14 protein-coding genes are annotated in these 13748 nt (G+C 72.0%); 8 read left to right on the plus strand and 6 right to left on the minus strand.

Features of this window, described 5'->3' with window-relative positions; all coding sequences use genetic code 11:
- Positions 1-128 precede the first annotated feature (128 nt).
- Entirely contained in the window at positions 129-1523 is a 1395-nt protein-coding gene (locus E2C04_RS01890; protein WP_135831323.1) for a hypothetical protein, read from the plus strand.
- A gap of 62 nt (positions 1524-1585) precedes the next feature.
- Here the strand turns inward: E2C04_RS01890 and E2C04_RS01895 are convergent, their stop codons facing one another.
- The 6 genes from E2C04_RS01895 to E2C04_RS01915 form a co-directional block, all read right to left on the minus strand.
- Complete coding sequence (locus tag E2C04_RS01895; protein WP_135831324.1) at positions 1586-2449, minus strand: HpcH/HpaI aldolase/citrate lyase family protein; 864 nt, start codon at positions 2447-2449, stop codon at positions 1586-1588.
- Positions 2450-2482: 33 nt separating this feature from the next.
- Positions 2483-2611, minus strand: a complete 129-nt coding sequence (locus E2C04_RS20600; protein WP_275106545.1) for a hypothetical protein — start codon at positions 2609-2611, stop codon at positions 2483-2485.
- Complete coding sequence (locus tag E2C04_RS01900; protein ID WP_238694394.1) at positions 2575-3441, minus strand: HpcH/HpaI aldolase/citrate lyase family protein; 867 nt, start codon at positions 3439-3441, stop codon at positions 2575-2577. Before E2C04_RS01900 ends, E2C04_RS20600 begins: the two co-directional genes overlap by 37 nt.
- A gap of 195 nt (positions 3442-3636) precedes the next feature.
- Positions 3637-4203 (minus strand): DnaJ family domain-containing protein, encoded by a 567-nt coding sequence (locus E2C04_RS01905; RefSeq protein WP_135831325.1) that lies wholly within the window; start codon positions 4201-4203, stop codon positions 3637-3639.
- Positions 4204-4237: 34 nt separating this feature from the next.
- Positions 4238-5677 carry an MFS transporter gene (locus tag E2C04_RS01910; RefSeq protein WP_135831326.1) on the minus strand — a complete coding sequence of 480 codons (1440 nt, stop codon included), beginning with the start codon at positions 5675-5677 and terminating at the stop codon, positions 4238-4240.
- A 55-nt stretch (positions 5678-5732) separates the two neighbouring features.
- The gene (locus tag E2C04_RS01915; protein WP_229721355.1) at positions 5733-7073 is read right to left on the minus strand and encodes a M20/M25/M40 family metallo-hydrolase; all 1341 of its coding nucleotides are present in this window, start codon (positions 7071-7073) and stop codon (positions 5733-5735) included.
- Between the two features lie 132 nt (positions 7074-7205).
- Between E2C04_RS01915 and E2C04_RS01920 the strand changes: the two genes are divergently transcribed.
- From E2C04_RS01920 to mnhG, 7 genes are read left to right on the plus strand one after another with little or no spacing between them, the layout of a single operon-like run.
- Complete coding sequence (locus tag E2C04_RS01920; RefSeq protein ID WP_229721433.1) at positions 7206-10097, plus strand: Na+/H+ antiporter subunit A; 2892 nt, start codon at positions 7206-7208, stop codon at positions 10095-10097.
- Positions 10094-10819, plus strand: a complete 726-nt coding sequence (locus tag E2C04_RS01925) for a Na(+)/H(+) antiporter subunit C (protein WP_135831328.1) — start codon at positions 10094-10096, stop codon at positions 10817-10819. The genes E2C04_RS01920 and E2C04_RS01925 overlap by 4 nt, the downstream gene beginning before the upstream one ends.
- Positions 10816-11952 carry a proton-conducting transporter transmembrane domain-containing protein gene (locus E2C04_RS20605; RefSeq protein WP_275106546.1) on the plus strand — a complete coding sequence of 379 codons (1137 nt, stop codon included), beginning with the start codon at positions 10816-10818 and terminating at the stop codon, positions 11950-11952. Before E2C04_RS01925 ends, E2C04_RS20605 begins: the two co-directional genes overlap by 4 nt.
- On the plus strand, positions 11856-12506 hold the full coding sequence (locus E2C04_RS20610) for a proton-conducting transporter transmembrane domain-containing protein (RefSeq protein WP_275106595.1): 651 nt from the start codon (positions 11856-11858) through the stop codon (positions 12504-12506). Before E2C04_RS20605 ends, E2C04_RS20610 begins: the two co-directional genes overlap by 97 nt.
- Positions 12503-13057: a Na+/H+ antiporter subunit E gene (locus E2C04_RS01935; protein ID WP_135831329.1), complete on the plus strand. Its 555-nt coding sequence runs from the start codon at positions 12503-12505 to the stop codon at positions 13055-13057. The genes E2C04_RS20610 and E2C04_RS01935 overlap by 4 nt, the downstream gene beginning before the upstream one ends.
- Positions 13054-13368: an MrpF/PhaF family protein gene (locus E2C04_RS01940; protein ID WP_202977854.1), complete on the plus strand. Its 315-nt coding sequence runs from the start codon at positions 13054-13056 to the stop codon at positions 13366-13368. The genes E2C04_RS01935 and E2C04_RS01940 overlap by 4 nt, the downstream gene beginning before the upstream one ends.
- Positions 13368-13745, plus strand: coding sequence for a monovalent cation/H(+) antiporter subunit G (gene mnhG / locus E2C04_RS01945; protein ID WP_135831330.1), 378 nt, complete (start codon positions 13368-13370; stop codon positions 13743-13745). Before E2C04_RS01940 ends, mnhG begins: the two co-directional genes overlap by 1 nt.
- The last annotated feature ends 3 nt before the right edge of the window (positions 13746-13748 follow it).

The following is a 13748-nucleotide window of genomic DNA, read 5'->3' on the forward strand; positions in this document are numbered from 1 at the left end:
GCGACCTTCGAACGACTTCCCATACCGCATATCGGTCAACTCCCGCCACTGTTTCCCGCTCGTGGCTGCCGAGCGACTGTTGACCCCCGGCGGAGGGGGTGCGAGCCTCGTCGGCGGGAGGAAGAACAATGAGGGATCACGTACGCGCGCGCCAAGCGTTCGCGGCCGTCGCCACTGGTGTGGTCGCGGCCGCCGCGCTCCTGCTCACCCCGCACGCCGGGTGGGCGGAGCCGGGCGCCCAGGTCACGGTGAGCAAGGCCCGGGTCTACCTGGGCGAGAAGATCGAGGTCGTCGGCACCGGGTTCGAGTCGCAGGGCAGGGTCGCGGTCAAGGTCTGCGGCGCCCCCGACGCGTCCGGCCGCCTGGCCTGCAACAAGGGGATCGAGGAGGTCCGCGTCTCGGCCACCGGACGGGTCAAGCAGGAGCTCAAGATCACCGACCCCGCGGGCCCCTGCCCGTGCACGGTGGTGGTCGACTCCCCGAACGGCCCCCCGGTCAGCACCCGGATCGAGCTGGTCGGCTACGCGGTCGCCAAGACCGTCAAAGCGCCAGAGATCGTCCTGGACGAGGCCACGATCGAGAAGCCGACAGGCATCACCCACCTCTTCGGCATGCCCCCGAAGGCGACGCTGAAGCTCAAGCTGCGCAACGCGGGAGCCTCTGCCGCCCAGCCGACGCTCGACCTCGGGTGGCGCCAGGGCGATGACGACCGCGTGGCGATCACCGACTCCGGTGCCCCCGTCATCGAGCCGGGCGAGTCGGTCGAGTTCAGCATCCCGGTCACCTTCGGCGCCTTCGCGCAGGGTGAGCACTCGGTCTCCGGCCAGATCGTCGTGGGTGACCTCTTCACCCCCGTCGAGGCCTCCACCAGCGTCGGCCCGTGGGGCCTGTACGCACTCGCGGTGGTCGCGCTGGTCGGAGGCGGCGTCCTGCGACTGCGTACGACGTCGGCCCCCGCCGCGCGCCCCGCCCGCAGCCGCGTCGAGGCTCCGAGCCGTCCGTCGCGCCCGTCCCGCCCGGCGCCGGCCCGCACGGTCCCGACGCCGCGCAGCTCGTCCCGCAGCTCGTCGCGCAGCTCCTCGAGCCGGCGTCGCAGCTCCGAGCCCGAGTACGTCGGACCCCCGCGCCTCGAGTCGACCCCGATCACGCCTCTGGCGACGCCGCCGACCGGCCCCACGCCCGTCCAGGCGCCGGAGCCGTCGAGCCCGCTGGGTCGCCTCAGGGCGGCCGGGCCGCACGCGCCGCGCACCGACACGATGGTCGAGGAGGCCCCGGCCCCCGTCGTACCGCGTCAGCAGCCGGCCGTGCCGCCGGCGCCGACGGTCCCCAGCCACTCCGCCAACCCGGACCGGGACAAGGCGCGGGTGGCGGAGGCACTGGCGGCGATCAAGCAGCGCAACGACGCCCTGCCGGCCCGGTTGCCCGACAACGACCTGCCGCCGCCGCCGGCCCGTCGCGCCGAGCGGGGTGGCAAGCGCGCCGCCCGTCCGGAGCGCGGGCAGGGCTGGATCACCCGGCGCTGAGCCACCCGGAGAACGCCGAAGGCCCCCGGAGGACCGGGGGCCTTCGGCGTTGCTGGGGGCGATCAGCCCTGCAGCGCGGTGATCGCCTCGTGGATGGCCAGCGTGCGCTTGGCCGACTCGACGTGGAGGTTCTCGACCATCTTGTTCTTGTAGGTGACCACGCCACCGTCGGAGGACTCGAAGGCCTCGATCAGGCCGCGGGCGTCCTCGACGGCCTCCTCGGAGGGGGCGAAGGCGGCGTTGGCACCCTCGACCTGGCCGGGGTGGATCAGGGTCTTGCCGTCGAAGCCCATCTGACGGCCCTGCTCGCACTCGGCGAGGAAGCCCTCGGTGTTCTTGACGTCGTTGTAGACGCCGTCGATCACCGCGATGCCCGCCGCGCGGCCCGCCAGCAGGGCGGTGTGCAGCGACGGGAGGATCGGGGCGCGGCCGGGCACGTGCTCGGCGTACAGCTCCTTGACCAGGTCGTTGGTGCCGAGCACGAAGGCGCCCAGGCGCGGCGACGCCTGCGCGATGGCAAGGCAGTCGAGGATCGCGATCGGGGTCTCGACCATCGCCCAGAGCTTGGTGTGCTCCGGGGCGCCGGCGGCCTCCATGGCAGCGACCAGCTGCTGCACCTCGGCGGCGCTGTTGACCTTCGGCACCACGATCGCGGCCGGGCCGGCCTGCGACGCGGCGACGATGTCGTCGTCGTGCCACTGGGTGCCGATGCCGTTGACGCGGATGGTGACCGTGCGACGGCCGTACTCGCCGGACTTCACGGCGGCGACGGCCTTGCCGCGGGCCTCGACCTTGGCGTCCGGGGCGACGGCGTCCTCGAGGTCGAGGATCAGGCCGTCGCACGGGATCGACTTCGCCTTCTCCAGCGCGCGCTCGTTGGACGACGGCATGTAGAGGACGGACCTCAGGGGGGTGAACTCAGTCATCTCGGTTCCTTGTGTCGTGGGGGCGCGGCTGAGTCAGTCGAGCACGATCGCGTCGTACTTGGCCTTGAGGTCGGGGTCGATCGCGGCGAGCTCCTCGGCCAGGTCGACCATGACCTTGCACTGCTTCACCGAGGCGTCGTCCTCCATCTTGCCGTCGAGCATGACCGCGCCGGTGCCGTCGCCCATGGCGGCGATGACGCGGCGGGCGTGCTTGACGTCCTCGACGGAGGGCGAGAAGACCTTGTTGGCGATCTTGATCTGCACCGGGTGCAGCGACCAGGCGCCGACGCAGCCCTCAGGAAGGCGTTGCGGAACTGGTCCTCGCAGGCGACGGTGTCCTTGATGTCGCCGAACGGGCCGTAGTAGGCGTAGATGCCGTGCATCGCGCAGGCGTCGACCATGCGGCCCATGGTGTAGTGCCACAGGTCCTGCTGGTAGATCGTGCGGGCACCCTCGAAGTCGTAGCCGCCCTCGGCCAGCGGGGCCGCGTCCTGACGCACCAGGTAGCCGGGGTGGCCGCCGCCGACGCGGGTGGTCTTCATGCGACGGTCGGCAGCCAGGTCGGCCGGGCCGAGGGAGATGCCCTGCATGCGCGGGGAGGCGCCGCAGATCTCCTCGACGTTGGCGACGCCGCGAGCGGTCTCGAGGATCGCGTGGATCAGGATCGGCTTGGTGATGCCGGCCTTGGCCTCGAGCTGGGCCAGGAGGCGGTCGACGTAGTGGATGTCCTCGGCGCCCTGCACCTTCGGGACCATGATCACGTCGAGCTTGTCACCGATCGCGGGGACGAGCGTGGTGAGGTCGTCGAGCACCCAGGGGCTGTCGAGCGAGTTGATGCGGGTCCAGAACTGGGTGGGGCCGAAGTCGACGGACTGGCCGATCTTCACCAGGCCCTCGCGGGAGATCTCCTTGTTCTCGGCCTTGACGGCGTCCTCCAGGTTGCCCAGGAGCACGTCGACCGTGCCGACCATGTCGGGCACCTTGGCAGCCATCTTGGGGTTGCCCGGGTCGAAGAAGTGGATCGCGCGGCTGGGGCGCGCGGGGATCTCGCGGACGGGGGCCGGAGCACCGACGGCGAGGGGGCGAAGAAGTCCTTGGCAGTGCGCATGCGCCGGAACATAACAGCGCAGCAGTACCCGTCGGTATGACGGACCCCACGGTGGACGGTCCCGAGGTGTCAGAGACCCTCAGCGGCGCCGCCACCAGCGCCGGGGAGAGGGCGCCGACGGGGCACGGTCCTGCTTCGCCTGCTCGGCCAGCAGGGCCCGCTGCGCCTCGCGCCGGGCCACGCGTCGCTCGCGCCAGCGTACGACCTCGGCGTCGACGTCGCGCTGCCGCGTGACGACTGGGAACGCGGGGGCGTTGCCGACCGGTGGGGTGTAGAGCGCACGGCGTACGGAGGCGTTGAACTCCTCCACGGCCGTGCGTACGCGGCCCTCGTCGGAGATGCGGTCGAGCTCGCCGTCGAGCTCGGCGTCGGCCTTGCGGACCTGGAGCGCGGGCGGCAGGACGCCGGTGACCTGCTCACGCTCGACGAGCTTCTTCACCCACCAGTCGGGGTCGTGCTCGGTGCCCAGGCCCTCCAGCGGCTTGCCGAAGCCGGGCAGGTCGTCGAAGTCGCCGCGCTCCTGCGCGACGCGGATCTGCTGCTCGACCCAGTGGGTCTGGTGCTGGATCCGGGCGGCCGCGGCGGACCGTCCGGTGCGCTCGTCGCGCTCCGGCTCGCGGGGTCGGCGGTCGGGGCTCTCAGCCATCGCCTCCGACGATAACCACGCGGGCCAACCGTCGTCACACGGTCACGGGCTCCTCGGCGCCCGCCCCCTCGAAGACGTGCTTGGGGGCCAGCAGCAGCAGGCCGGCGGCGACCAGTCCGGCGACCGAGCAGATCGCCCACACGGTCATGTAGCCCTCCAGCGAGGCGTGCCCTGCCTCGGCGTCCTCGATGGACCCGGTGGAGGCCAGCGCGATGGCGAAGATCGAGGAGGCGATCGCGCCGCCGACCGTCTTGGTGCCGTTGGTCATGCCGGTGGCGAAGCCGGTCCGCTCGGGCGGCGCGGCAGCGGCTGCGGCCGCCGGCAGCGCAGCGACGAGCATGCCGGAGCCCGCCCCGGCCACGCCCATGTTGACCATCGCCTGCAGCACCGTGTCGTGCAGCGGCAACCAGAGCGCGTACCCCAGCGCCACCAGCAGCGCGCCGAGGACGAGCGCGTTGCGCGCGCCGAGCCAGCGCGACCACAGCGGCAGGCTGAAGGCACCCGCGGCCATCGAGAGGACGTACACCGCGATCAGGTAGGAGACGGTCTGGGTGTCGACGCCGAGGCCGTAGCCCAGCTCCTTCGGCGTCTGCGCGAAGGTCGACAGCGGGATCTGCGCGCCCAGCACCGAGAAGCCGAAGAGGAACGCGGTGACCTGGATCGGCCACTGGTTCGGCGAGGCGAGCAGGCGTACGTCGACGAGCGGCTCGTCGAGGCCGCGCGAGTGACGGGTCAGCGGCACCAGCAGGAGCAGCCCGGCGACGACCAGCAGCCAGGCGATCGGCGAGGCCGGCCCCTCCAGACGGACGGCGATCAGGCCGGCCATCACCAGCGCCAGGGAGGAGGTGATGAGCACGAAGCCGCGGACGTCGAGACGCCCTGAGGCGGTCGGCGGCAGGTCGGAGATGCCGAACCAGATCATCACGAAGCAGAGCGTCACGACCACCGCAGGGATGCTCAGCAGGGCCGGCATCGAGAGGCGCTCGGCCAGCGCGCCGCTGCTCAGCGCCGCGACGATCACGCTCACCTCGAGGACGCCGACCAGGATCGCCGCCGCCCGGCGGGTCAGCAGCCCCTGGCGCCCGGTGCCGGCGGTGAGCCGGTAGATGATCGCGACCTCGATCGGCAGCCAGACCACGTAGGCGCCCTGCACCGCCCAGCCGATCAGGAAGGTGGTGAAGGAGGGGGCGAAGGCGACGATCCACGACCCGAGCGCGGTGACCGCGGTCGAGAGCAGCAGCACCTGCTTGTGGCCGATCAGGTCACCGAGGCGCGACAGCAGCGGCACGCAGAGCGCCGAGACGATCAGTTGCGCGGCCTCGAACCAGTTCAGGTCGCCGTCGCTGATGGAGAGGTGGTCGGCGATCTGGGTGTAGATCGGGGTGTAGAACCCCTGCAGCATCCCGCTCGCGAACTCCACCGCCGCCAGGAAGCCGACGACGGCCACCAACCCCTGGACCGTCTGCTTCTTCATGGGGCATGTGTACCGGAGAGGCGTGGTCCGGGTCAGCAGAAGGGGCGAACGCAGGTCAGTCGAGCGACTCGATGAAGCGCTCGTACCAGCGGACGCCCTCGGCGAAGTCGGCCACGCCGATGCGCTCGTCGAAGGAGTGGATCGACTCGCGCTGCGCCTTGCTCATCCGGAAGGGCGCGAACCGGTAGACCCGCTCGCAGATCTCGGTGAAGAAGCGGCTGTCGGTCGCCCCCATCAGGACGTAGGGCGCGGTGACGGCGTCGGGGTAGACCTCGGCGACGACCCGCTCGACGAGCGCGAACGCCGGCTCGTCCTCGTACAGCGAGATCGGGCTCGGCTCGGCCGACTCGGCCAGGTCGAGGTGCACGTGGTCGTCGTGGATCGCCTTGGTGAGGTGCTCGCGCACGCCCGCGACGGTGTCGCCCGGCATGATCCGCACGTTGACGCCGGCCTTGGCCGTCGAGGCGATGACGTTGAGCGCCGGCGAGCCCGACAGCGTGGTGACCGCGACGGTGGTGCGGGCCAGTGCCGCGGGCTCGGCGCCGGCGGCGACCAGCGCTCGGGTGAGCAGCGGTGCGAGGCGGGCGGCGTTGGCCATCAGCGGGCGCAACGCGGCCGGGGCGTGCGGCGCGAGCCGGGCGAAGAGCTCGATGGTCGGCGCGGGCAGCCGGGCCGGGAAGGGCGACTTCTCCAACCGCATGACGGCGCGCGCGATCCGCGCGGTCGGGCCCATCTTCGCGGGCATCGACGCGTGGCCGCCGCGGCCCTCGGCGCGCAGCTCGAAGGAGGTGCTGCCCTTCTCGGCCACGCCGACCACCGCGACGGGCCGGGTGACGCCGGGGAAGGCGTCGTGGGCGACCGCGCCGCCCTCGTCGAGGACGAGCCACGGGCGTACGCCGCGCTCCCGGAGCACCGCGGCGGCGTCCTGGGCGTCGGTGCCGAAGACCTCCTCGTTGGCGCCGAAGGAGAGCCAGACGTCCTGGGCGGGGGTGAAACCGCGCGCGAGCAGCTGCTCGACCGCCTCGCAGATGCCGACCACGCAGCCCTTGTCGTCGAGGGTGCCGCGGCCCCACAGGAAGCCGTCGGCCACCACGCCGTCGAAGGCCGGGTGGGTCCAGGTGGCGTCCTCGTCGACGGGCACGACGTCGAGGTGCGCCATCAGCACGACCGGACGCTCGGCCGACGCGCCGCGCCAGTGGAGGAGCAGGCCGTGGTCGCCGACCCGGGTCAGCTCGAGGTGCGCGTGGAGCAGCGGGAAGAGCTCAGCGAGGGCCTCGGTCTGCCGATGGAAGGCCTCGGAGTCGATCAGGTCGGCGTCGCGGTGCGACACCGTCGGGATGCGGACCAGTCGCTGCAGCTTGGAGATCGCGCCGAGGTCAGCGCCGGAGTCAGTCACGTGACCCATTGTGCGAGCACGAGCTCGCCGCGTCGACCGCCGCGCCCCGCCGACCGAAATTGTCGACACGACCAGTAGGATTGTGTCAGCCGACCCGCCCGCCCACCGACGAGAGGTCTGCCCTTGCTGCTCGTGATCGCCGCGCTGTTCCTCCTCGCGGCGGTCTGCCCGTGGGCGTTACTGCGAGCGGGTCGTCGAGCTTTCCTGCCGATCGCCGCCGTGCCCCTGGCCGGGACGGTGTGGCTGGCGACGTACGGGCCCTCGGTCGCCGAGGGCGAGGTGCACACCCAGGTCGTGCAGTGGGTGCCCTCGATCAACCTCGAGCTCGCCTTCGCGATGGGCACCCTGCAGTGGGTGCTCGCGATGATCGTGCTCGGCATCGGTGCCGTGGTGCTGGCCTACTGCCGATGGTACTTCCACGACGACAGCGCCGGGGTGCCGCGCTTCGCGGGCGTGCTGGTCGCCTTCATCGCCGCGATGCTCGGCCTCGTCCTGGCCGACGACCTGCTCCTGCTGTACGTCTTCTGGGAGCTCACCACGGTCTTCTCGTTCCTGCTGGTGGGCCACGACCCCACCCGACGCAGCGCCCGCCAGGCCGCGATCCAGGCGCTGATGGTGACCACGCTCGGTGGCCTGGCGATGCTGGTCGGAGCCCTTGCGCTGGCCCACCAGGCCGGCACGATGCGGATCAGCGAGATCCTGGCCGACCCGCCCAGCGGCACGCTGGTCACCGTCGGCGTGATGCTGCTGCTCGTCGGCGCCCTGTCGAAGTCGGCGCTCTTCCCCTTCCACTTCTGGTTGCCCGCGGCGATGGCCGCGCCCGCCCCGGTGAGCGCCTACCTGCACGCGGCGTCGATGGTGAAGGCCGGCGTCTACCTGGTCGCACTGCTCGCCCCCGCCTTCGCCGACGTGCCCGGATGGCGCCCCACGCTCGTCGGGCTCGGCCTGCTGACGATGCTCATCGGCGGCCTGCGGGCGCTGCGGCAGAACGACCTCAAGCTGCTGCTCGCCTTCGGCACCGTCAGCCAGCTTGGTTTCATGGTGCTGGTCCTGGGGCTCGGCACCCGCTCGGCGATGCTCGCCGGCTTGGGCTTGGTCGTGGCGCACGCGCTCTTCAAGGCCACGCTCTTCCTGGTCGTCGGCCTCATCGACCGCACCACCGGAACCCGCGACCTGCGCAAGCTCACCGGCCTCGGCCGCCGGATGCCGTGGGTCGCCGCGGCCGCCGCGCTCGCCGCCGCCTCGATGGCCGGCATCCCGCCGCTGGTCGGCTACGTCGCCAAGGAGAGCGTCTTCGTGGCGCTCGTCGACGTCGCCGACTACGGCGAGGGCACCGGCATGGAGGGCGTGCTGGGCTGGCTGCTGCTGGTCGGCGTCCTGCTGGGCTCGGTGCTCACCGTCGCCTACTCCGCCCGCTTCGTCTGGGGTGCCTTCGCCGACCGCGAGGTCACCGAGGAGGTGCGGGTCACCGACGTGCCCGTCGGCTTCGCGGCCGGCCCGGTCCTGCTGGCCGCCCTCGGCCTCGTCGCCGGCTTCCTCGGCAGCGCACTGACGTATGTCCTCGCGCCGCACGCCGAGCTCCTCCCGGAGGGTGCCCACCATGCCGAGCTCTCGCTGTGGCACGGGGTGGGGCTGCCGCTGGCCGCGACGGTCGTGGCGCTGGGGGTGGGTGCGCTGCTCTTCGTCGCTCGCGGCCCCGTCCAGACCCTCCAGGGCGCGCTGGCGCTCGACGTCTCCCTGGAGAACGGCTACCGCGCGACCATGCGCGGCCTCGACCGCTTCGCCGTCGAGCTGACCGCCGTCGTGCAGCGCGGTTCCGCGGCGGCGTACCTCGGCATCACCCTGCTCGTCGTGGTCCTGGTGCCGGGCTCGACGTTGCTGCGCACCTACGACTCCATCGACGTGCGGCTGTGGGACACCCCCTACCAGGCGGTCGTCGGCGGCGTGATCATGCTCGCCGCGGTGATGGCCACCCGCTCGCGTCGCCGCCTGCGCGCGGTGCTGCTGGCCGGCGCCACCGGCTACGGCACCGCGGCGCTCTTCGTGCTGCACGGGGCGCCCGACCTGGCGCTGACCCAGGCGCTGGTCGAGACGCTGACCGTCGTGGTCTTCGTGCTGGCGCTGCGCCGGATGCCCGAGTACTTCACCGACCGGCCGCTGAGCGCACGCCGCTACTGGCGGGTGGCGCTGGGTGCCTCCGTCGGCCTGGTCGCCGCCGGTTTCATGCTGGTCGGCGCGAGCGCCCGCATCCACGAGCCCGTCTCCGCGGCCCTGCCGAGGCTGGCGGTCGACTACGGCGGCGGTGCCAACATCGTCAACGTCATCCTCGTCGACACCCGCGCGTGGGACACCTTCGGTGAGATCGCCGTCCTGGTCGCCGCCGGCACCGGCGTGGCCAGCCTGATCTTCCTCGACGTCCGTGGCACCGGCATCCGCCGCGTCCACGAGATCCCCTTCCCCGAGGGTGTCTCCAAGCAGCCGACCGCGCCGGGCCGCCGGGTGTGGCTGCCCGCGCCGCGCACCATGACCCCGGACAAGCGCTCGATCATCTTCGAGGTCATCACCCGGCTGCTCTTCCACACGATCATCGTCTTCAGCGTCTACCTGCTCTTCGCTGGCCACAACGCGCCCGGCGGCGGCTTCGCCGGCGGCCTGACCGCGGGCCTGGCGCTGGTCCTGCGCTACCTGGCGGGCGGGCGCTACGAGCTCGACGAGGCCGCCCCCATCGACGCCGGCAAGGTGATCGGTGCCGGGCTCGCCTTCGCCGCCCTGGCCGCCGTCGTCCCGCTGGCCTTCGGAGGCACCGTCCTGCAGTCCGCGATCGTCGACCTCACCGTGCCGCTGATCGGCAAGGTCCACCTGGTCTCCTCCGCGCTCTTCGACGTCGGCGTCTACCTGGTCGTGCTCGGCCTGGTCCTCGACCTGCTGCGCGGCCTCGGCTCGCAGATCGACCGGCAGATCGTGAAGGTCCAGCGCGCGGCTGCCGAAGCAGCGGCCGAGGCGGCCGAGGGGAGTGCCCGATGAGCGCCACGACGACCGTCGAGACCCTGGTCCGTGCCGCCGGCGGCGGAGGCGGCACCGTCGCCCCCACCGGCGACGTCAACCTCACCCTCGTCGCGATCTCGGCCGGCCTGATCGGCTGCGGGGTCTACCTTCTGCTCGAGCGCAGCCTCTCGCGGGTGCTGGTCGGCCTGGTGATGATGGGCAACGGCGTCAGCCTCGGCTTCCTGGTCGCCGGGGGACCGGCGGGCGAGGCGCCGATCGTCGACGGCGACGCGGGGACGTACGTCGACCCCCTGCCGCAGGCGATGGTGCTCACCGCGATCGTGATCATGCTGGCGACGGTCTCGTTCGTGCTGGCGATGGCCTACCGCTCCTGGCAGCTCGCCGGCCACGACGACGTGCAGGACGACGTCGAGGACGCCCTCATCCGCCGGATGGCCGCCAAGGACATCGAGTCCGACTCCTTCCGCGCCGAGACCACCGAGGACGTCGAGCAGCTCGACCTGGCCTCCGACTTCACCGTCGCCGAGCTCGCCGAGGCCGCCGAGGCGGCCGAGCGGGCCGAGGCCCAACGGCTCCTGGCCGAGCAGCACGCCGCCGAGCAGGAGGCCGCTGCCCGCTGGGCCGAGGAGAAGGCCGCGCAGGAGCGCGAGGCCCAACGGGCCAAGGGCGAGAAGCACGCCGGCCAGAGCGACCCGCACGACCAGCATGACCAGCCCGGCGACGAGGAGGACGAGAAGTGAACTGGCTCGTCCCCTTCCCCGTCATCCTGCCGCTCCTGGGCGCCGGCCTCTCGCTCGTGCTCTCGGGGCGGCCGCGCCTCCAGCGCTGGCTCAGCGTCGCGGTCCTGCTGGCGATGGGCGTGGTCGCCGCGGTGCTCATGGTCCAGGCCGACACCTCCGGTCCGCAGACGCTGTGGGTCGGGGCGTGGCCGGAGACCGTCGGCATCGTGCTGGTGGCCGACCGCCTGGCCTCGCTGATGCTGCTGGTCAGCGCCGTCGTGACGCTGGCGGTCCTCGGCTACTCCATCGGTCAGGGCATGGTCGAGGACGAGGAGTCGGCGCCGCTGGCCGTCTACCACCCGACCTTCCTGGTGCTGGTGGCCGGCGTCGCCAACGCGTTCCTGGCGGGCGACCTCTTCAACCTCTTCGTCTCCTTCGAGATGCTGCTCTTCGCGTCCTACGTGCTGCTCACCCTCGGCGGCACCGACGCGCGCATCCGCGCCGGCACGATCTACGTCCTCGTCGCGCTGCTGTCGTCGTCGCTCTTCCTGATCACCCTGGCGGTGACCTACGCGACGACCGGCACCCTGACCCTGGCGCACCTGGGGGAGCGGCTGGCCCAGGTCGACCCCGACGTGTCGCTGATGATCCAGCTGCTCCTGCTGACGACCTTCGCGATCAAGGCGGCGGTCTTCCCGCTGTCGTTCTGGCTGCCCGACTCCTACCCGACCGCGCCTGCCCCGGTCACCGCGGTCTTCGCCGGCCTGCTGACGAAGGTCGGTGTCTACGCGATCCTGCGCATGCAGATGGTGCTCTTCCCCGACTCGCCGCTGACCGACCTGCTGCTGTGGGTGGCGCTGCTGACGATGCTGATCGGCATCCTCGGCGCCATCGCACAGAGCGACATCAAGCGCATGCTCTCCTTCACCCTGGTCAGCCACATCGGCTACCTGGTGCTCGGCATCGCGGTCAGCGGCCAGCACGGCGTCGCCGGCACCATCTTCTACGTCGTCCACACATCACCGTGCAGACCGCGCTCTTCCTGGTGGTCGGGCTCGTGGAGCGCCGCGCCGGCTCGACCTCGCTGCTGCGCATCGGCGGCCTGGCCCGGATCGCCCCGCTGCTCGCGGTGCTCTTCTTCGTCCCTGCGATGAACCTGGCCGGCATCCCGCCCTTCTCCGGCTTCATCGGCAAGGTGGGCCTGATCCAGGCGACCATCGACCTCGGCACCCCGCTCGCCTGGGCGCTGGTCGTCGGCGGCGTGCTGACCAGCCTGCTCACCCTGTACGCGGTCGCGAAGACCTGGTCGGTCGTCTTCTGGCGCACGCCGGAGGAGGCGCACGAGGCGCTGGTCGAGCTCAACGCGCTCGACGCGCAGCCGTCGCTGTCGCGGCGTACGCGTGCCACCGAGCACCGCGGCCACCTGCACACCCCCGACGGCGTGGTCCCGGCCGCCAACATCGCGGAGGCCCAGCAGGTCACCGACGCCGACGTCGACGAGATGGACTTCCACCAGCTGATCGCCACCGACCGTGACACCAAGCACCTGCCGATCAGCATGCTCGGCCCCGCCGCCACGCTGGTCGCGGTCACGGTGGCGCTGACCGTGGTCGCCGGCCCGCTCTACGCCTACAGCGAGCGGGCGGGCGCCGACCTCGTCGAGGGCCGCGCCTACGTCGAGGCCGTGCTGGGCGGTGACGACCGATGAGCCCGCAGATGCGCACGACCCGCAGCGGCAAGCTCCGCCCGGCGCGCTACCGCGCGATCCAGCCGTGGCCGATGCTGTGGCTGGTCCTCTTCTGGGTGGGCCTGTGGGGCACCTGGTCGCCCGGCATCGTGCTGCTCGGCGTGGTCGTCGCCGCGCTGGCGTCGTACGCCTTCCCGCTGCCGCCGGTCTCGATCGGCGCGCGCGTGCGGCTGCTGCCGCTGGCGTGGCTGGTGCTGCACTTCCTGTACGACGTGGTGAAGGCCAGCGTGCTGGTCTCGATCGTGGTGCTGCGACGCCGACCGGTGCGCAACGCGATCGTCACCGTCGACCTGCAGTCCGACTCCGACTTCGTGCTGACCGCGGTGGGCGCGATGCTCACGCTGGTGCCGGGGTCGATCATCGTGGAGGCGCGACGCTCCACGCACACCCTCTTCCTGCACGTGCTCGACGTCGACGACGTCGCCGGCGCGGAGGCATTCCGTCAGCAGGCCCTGGCCGTGGAGGAGCGCTTCCTGGCCGCCTTCGAACCGATCCCGGAGGAGGCGCGATGACCCCGATGGGTGTGGTCCTGCTGGTCTCGGCGGCGCTGCTCACCGTCGCTGCCGTGCTGGTGGTGGTGCGGATGACCGTCGGCCCGACGATCCTCGACCGCTCGATGGCCCTCGACGTGCTGATGTCGGTGATGGTCTGCGCGGTCGCGCTCAAGTCGATCCAGCGCGAGGAGACCTGGTCGTTGCCGATGCTGCTGGTGCTGGCGATGGTCGGCTTCGTCGGCGCGGTCTCGATCGCCCGGTTCGCCAGCGGCACCGAGGACGAGGAGGCGCGTGACGACGACGACGCCCGTGAGGGGGAGGAGCGGTGATGGACGGAGTCGACGCTGCTGCCGTGATGGACGTCGCCTCGGCGGTGCTGCTGCTGGTGGGCTCGGTCTTCGCGCTCATCGCCGCCATCGGCGTGGTGCGCCTGCCCGACCTGCTCAGCCGGATGCACGCCGCCACCAAGCCCCAGGTGATCGGCCTGATGCTGGTGGTCTCCGGGTTGGCGCTGCGCCTGCGTGACCCGTCGGTCCTGGCGATCCTGCTCTTCGTGGTGATCCTGCAGATGGCGACCAGCGTGGTGTCGAGCCACATGGTGGCGCGGGCCTCCTTCCGCGCCGGCCACGTGCGGAAGGACCTGCTGGTCGTCGACGAGCTGAGCGACGAGCTCACCGACGGGTTGGACCACCGCGGCGCGCCGTAGCCC

It is taken from the genome of Nocardioides daphniae, from assembly GCF_004777465.1.
In the GTDB taxonomy this organism is placed as follows: Bacteria; Actinomycetota; Actinomycetes; order Propionibacteriales; family Nocardioidaceae; genus Nocardioides; species Nocardioides daphniae.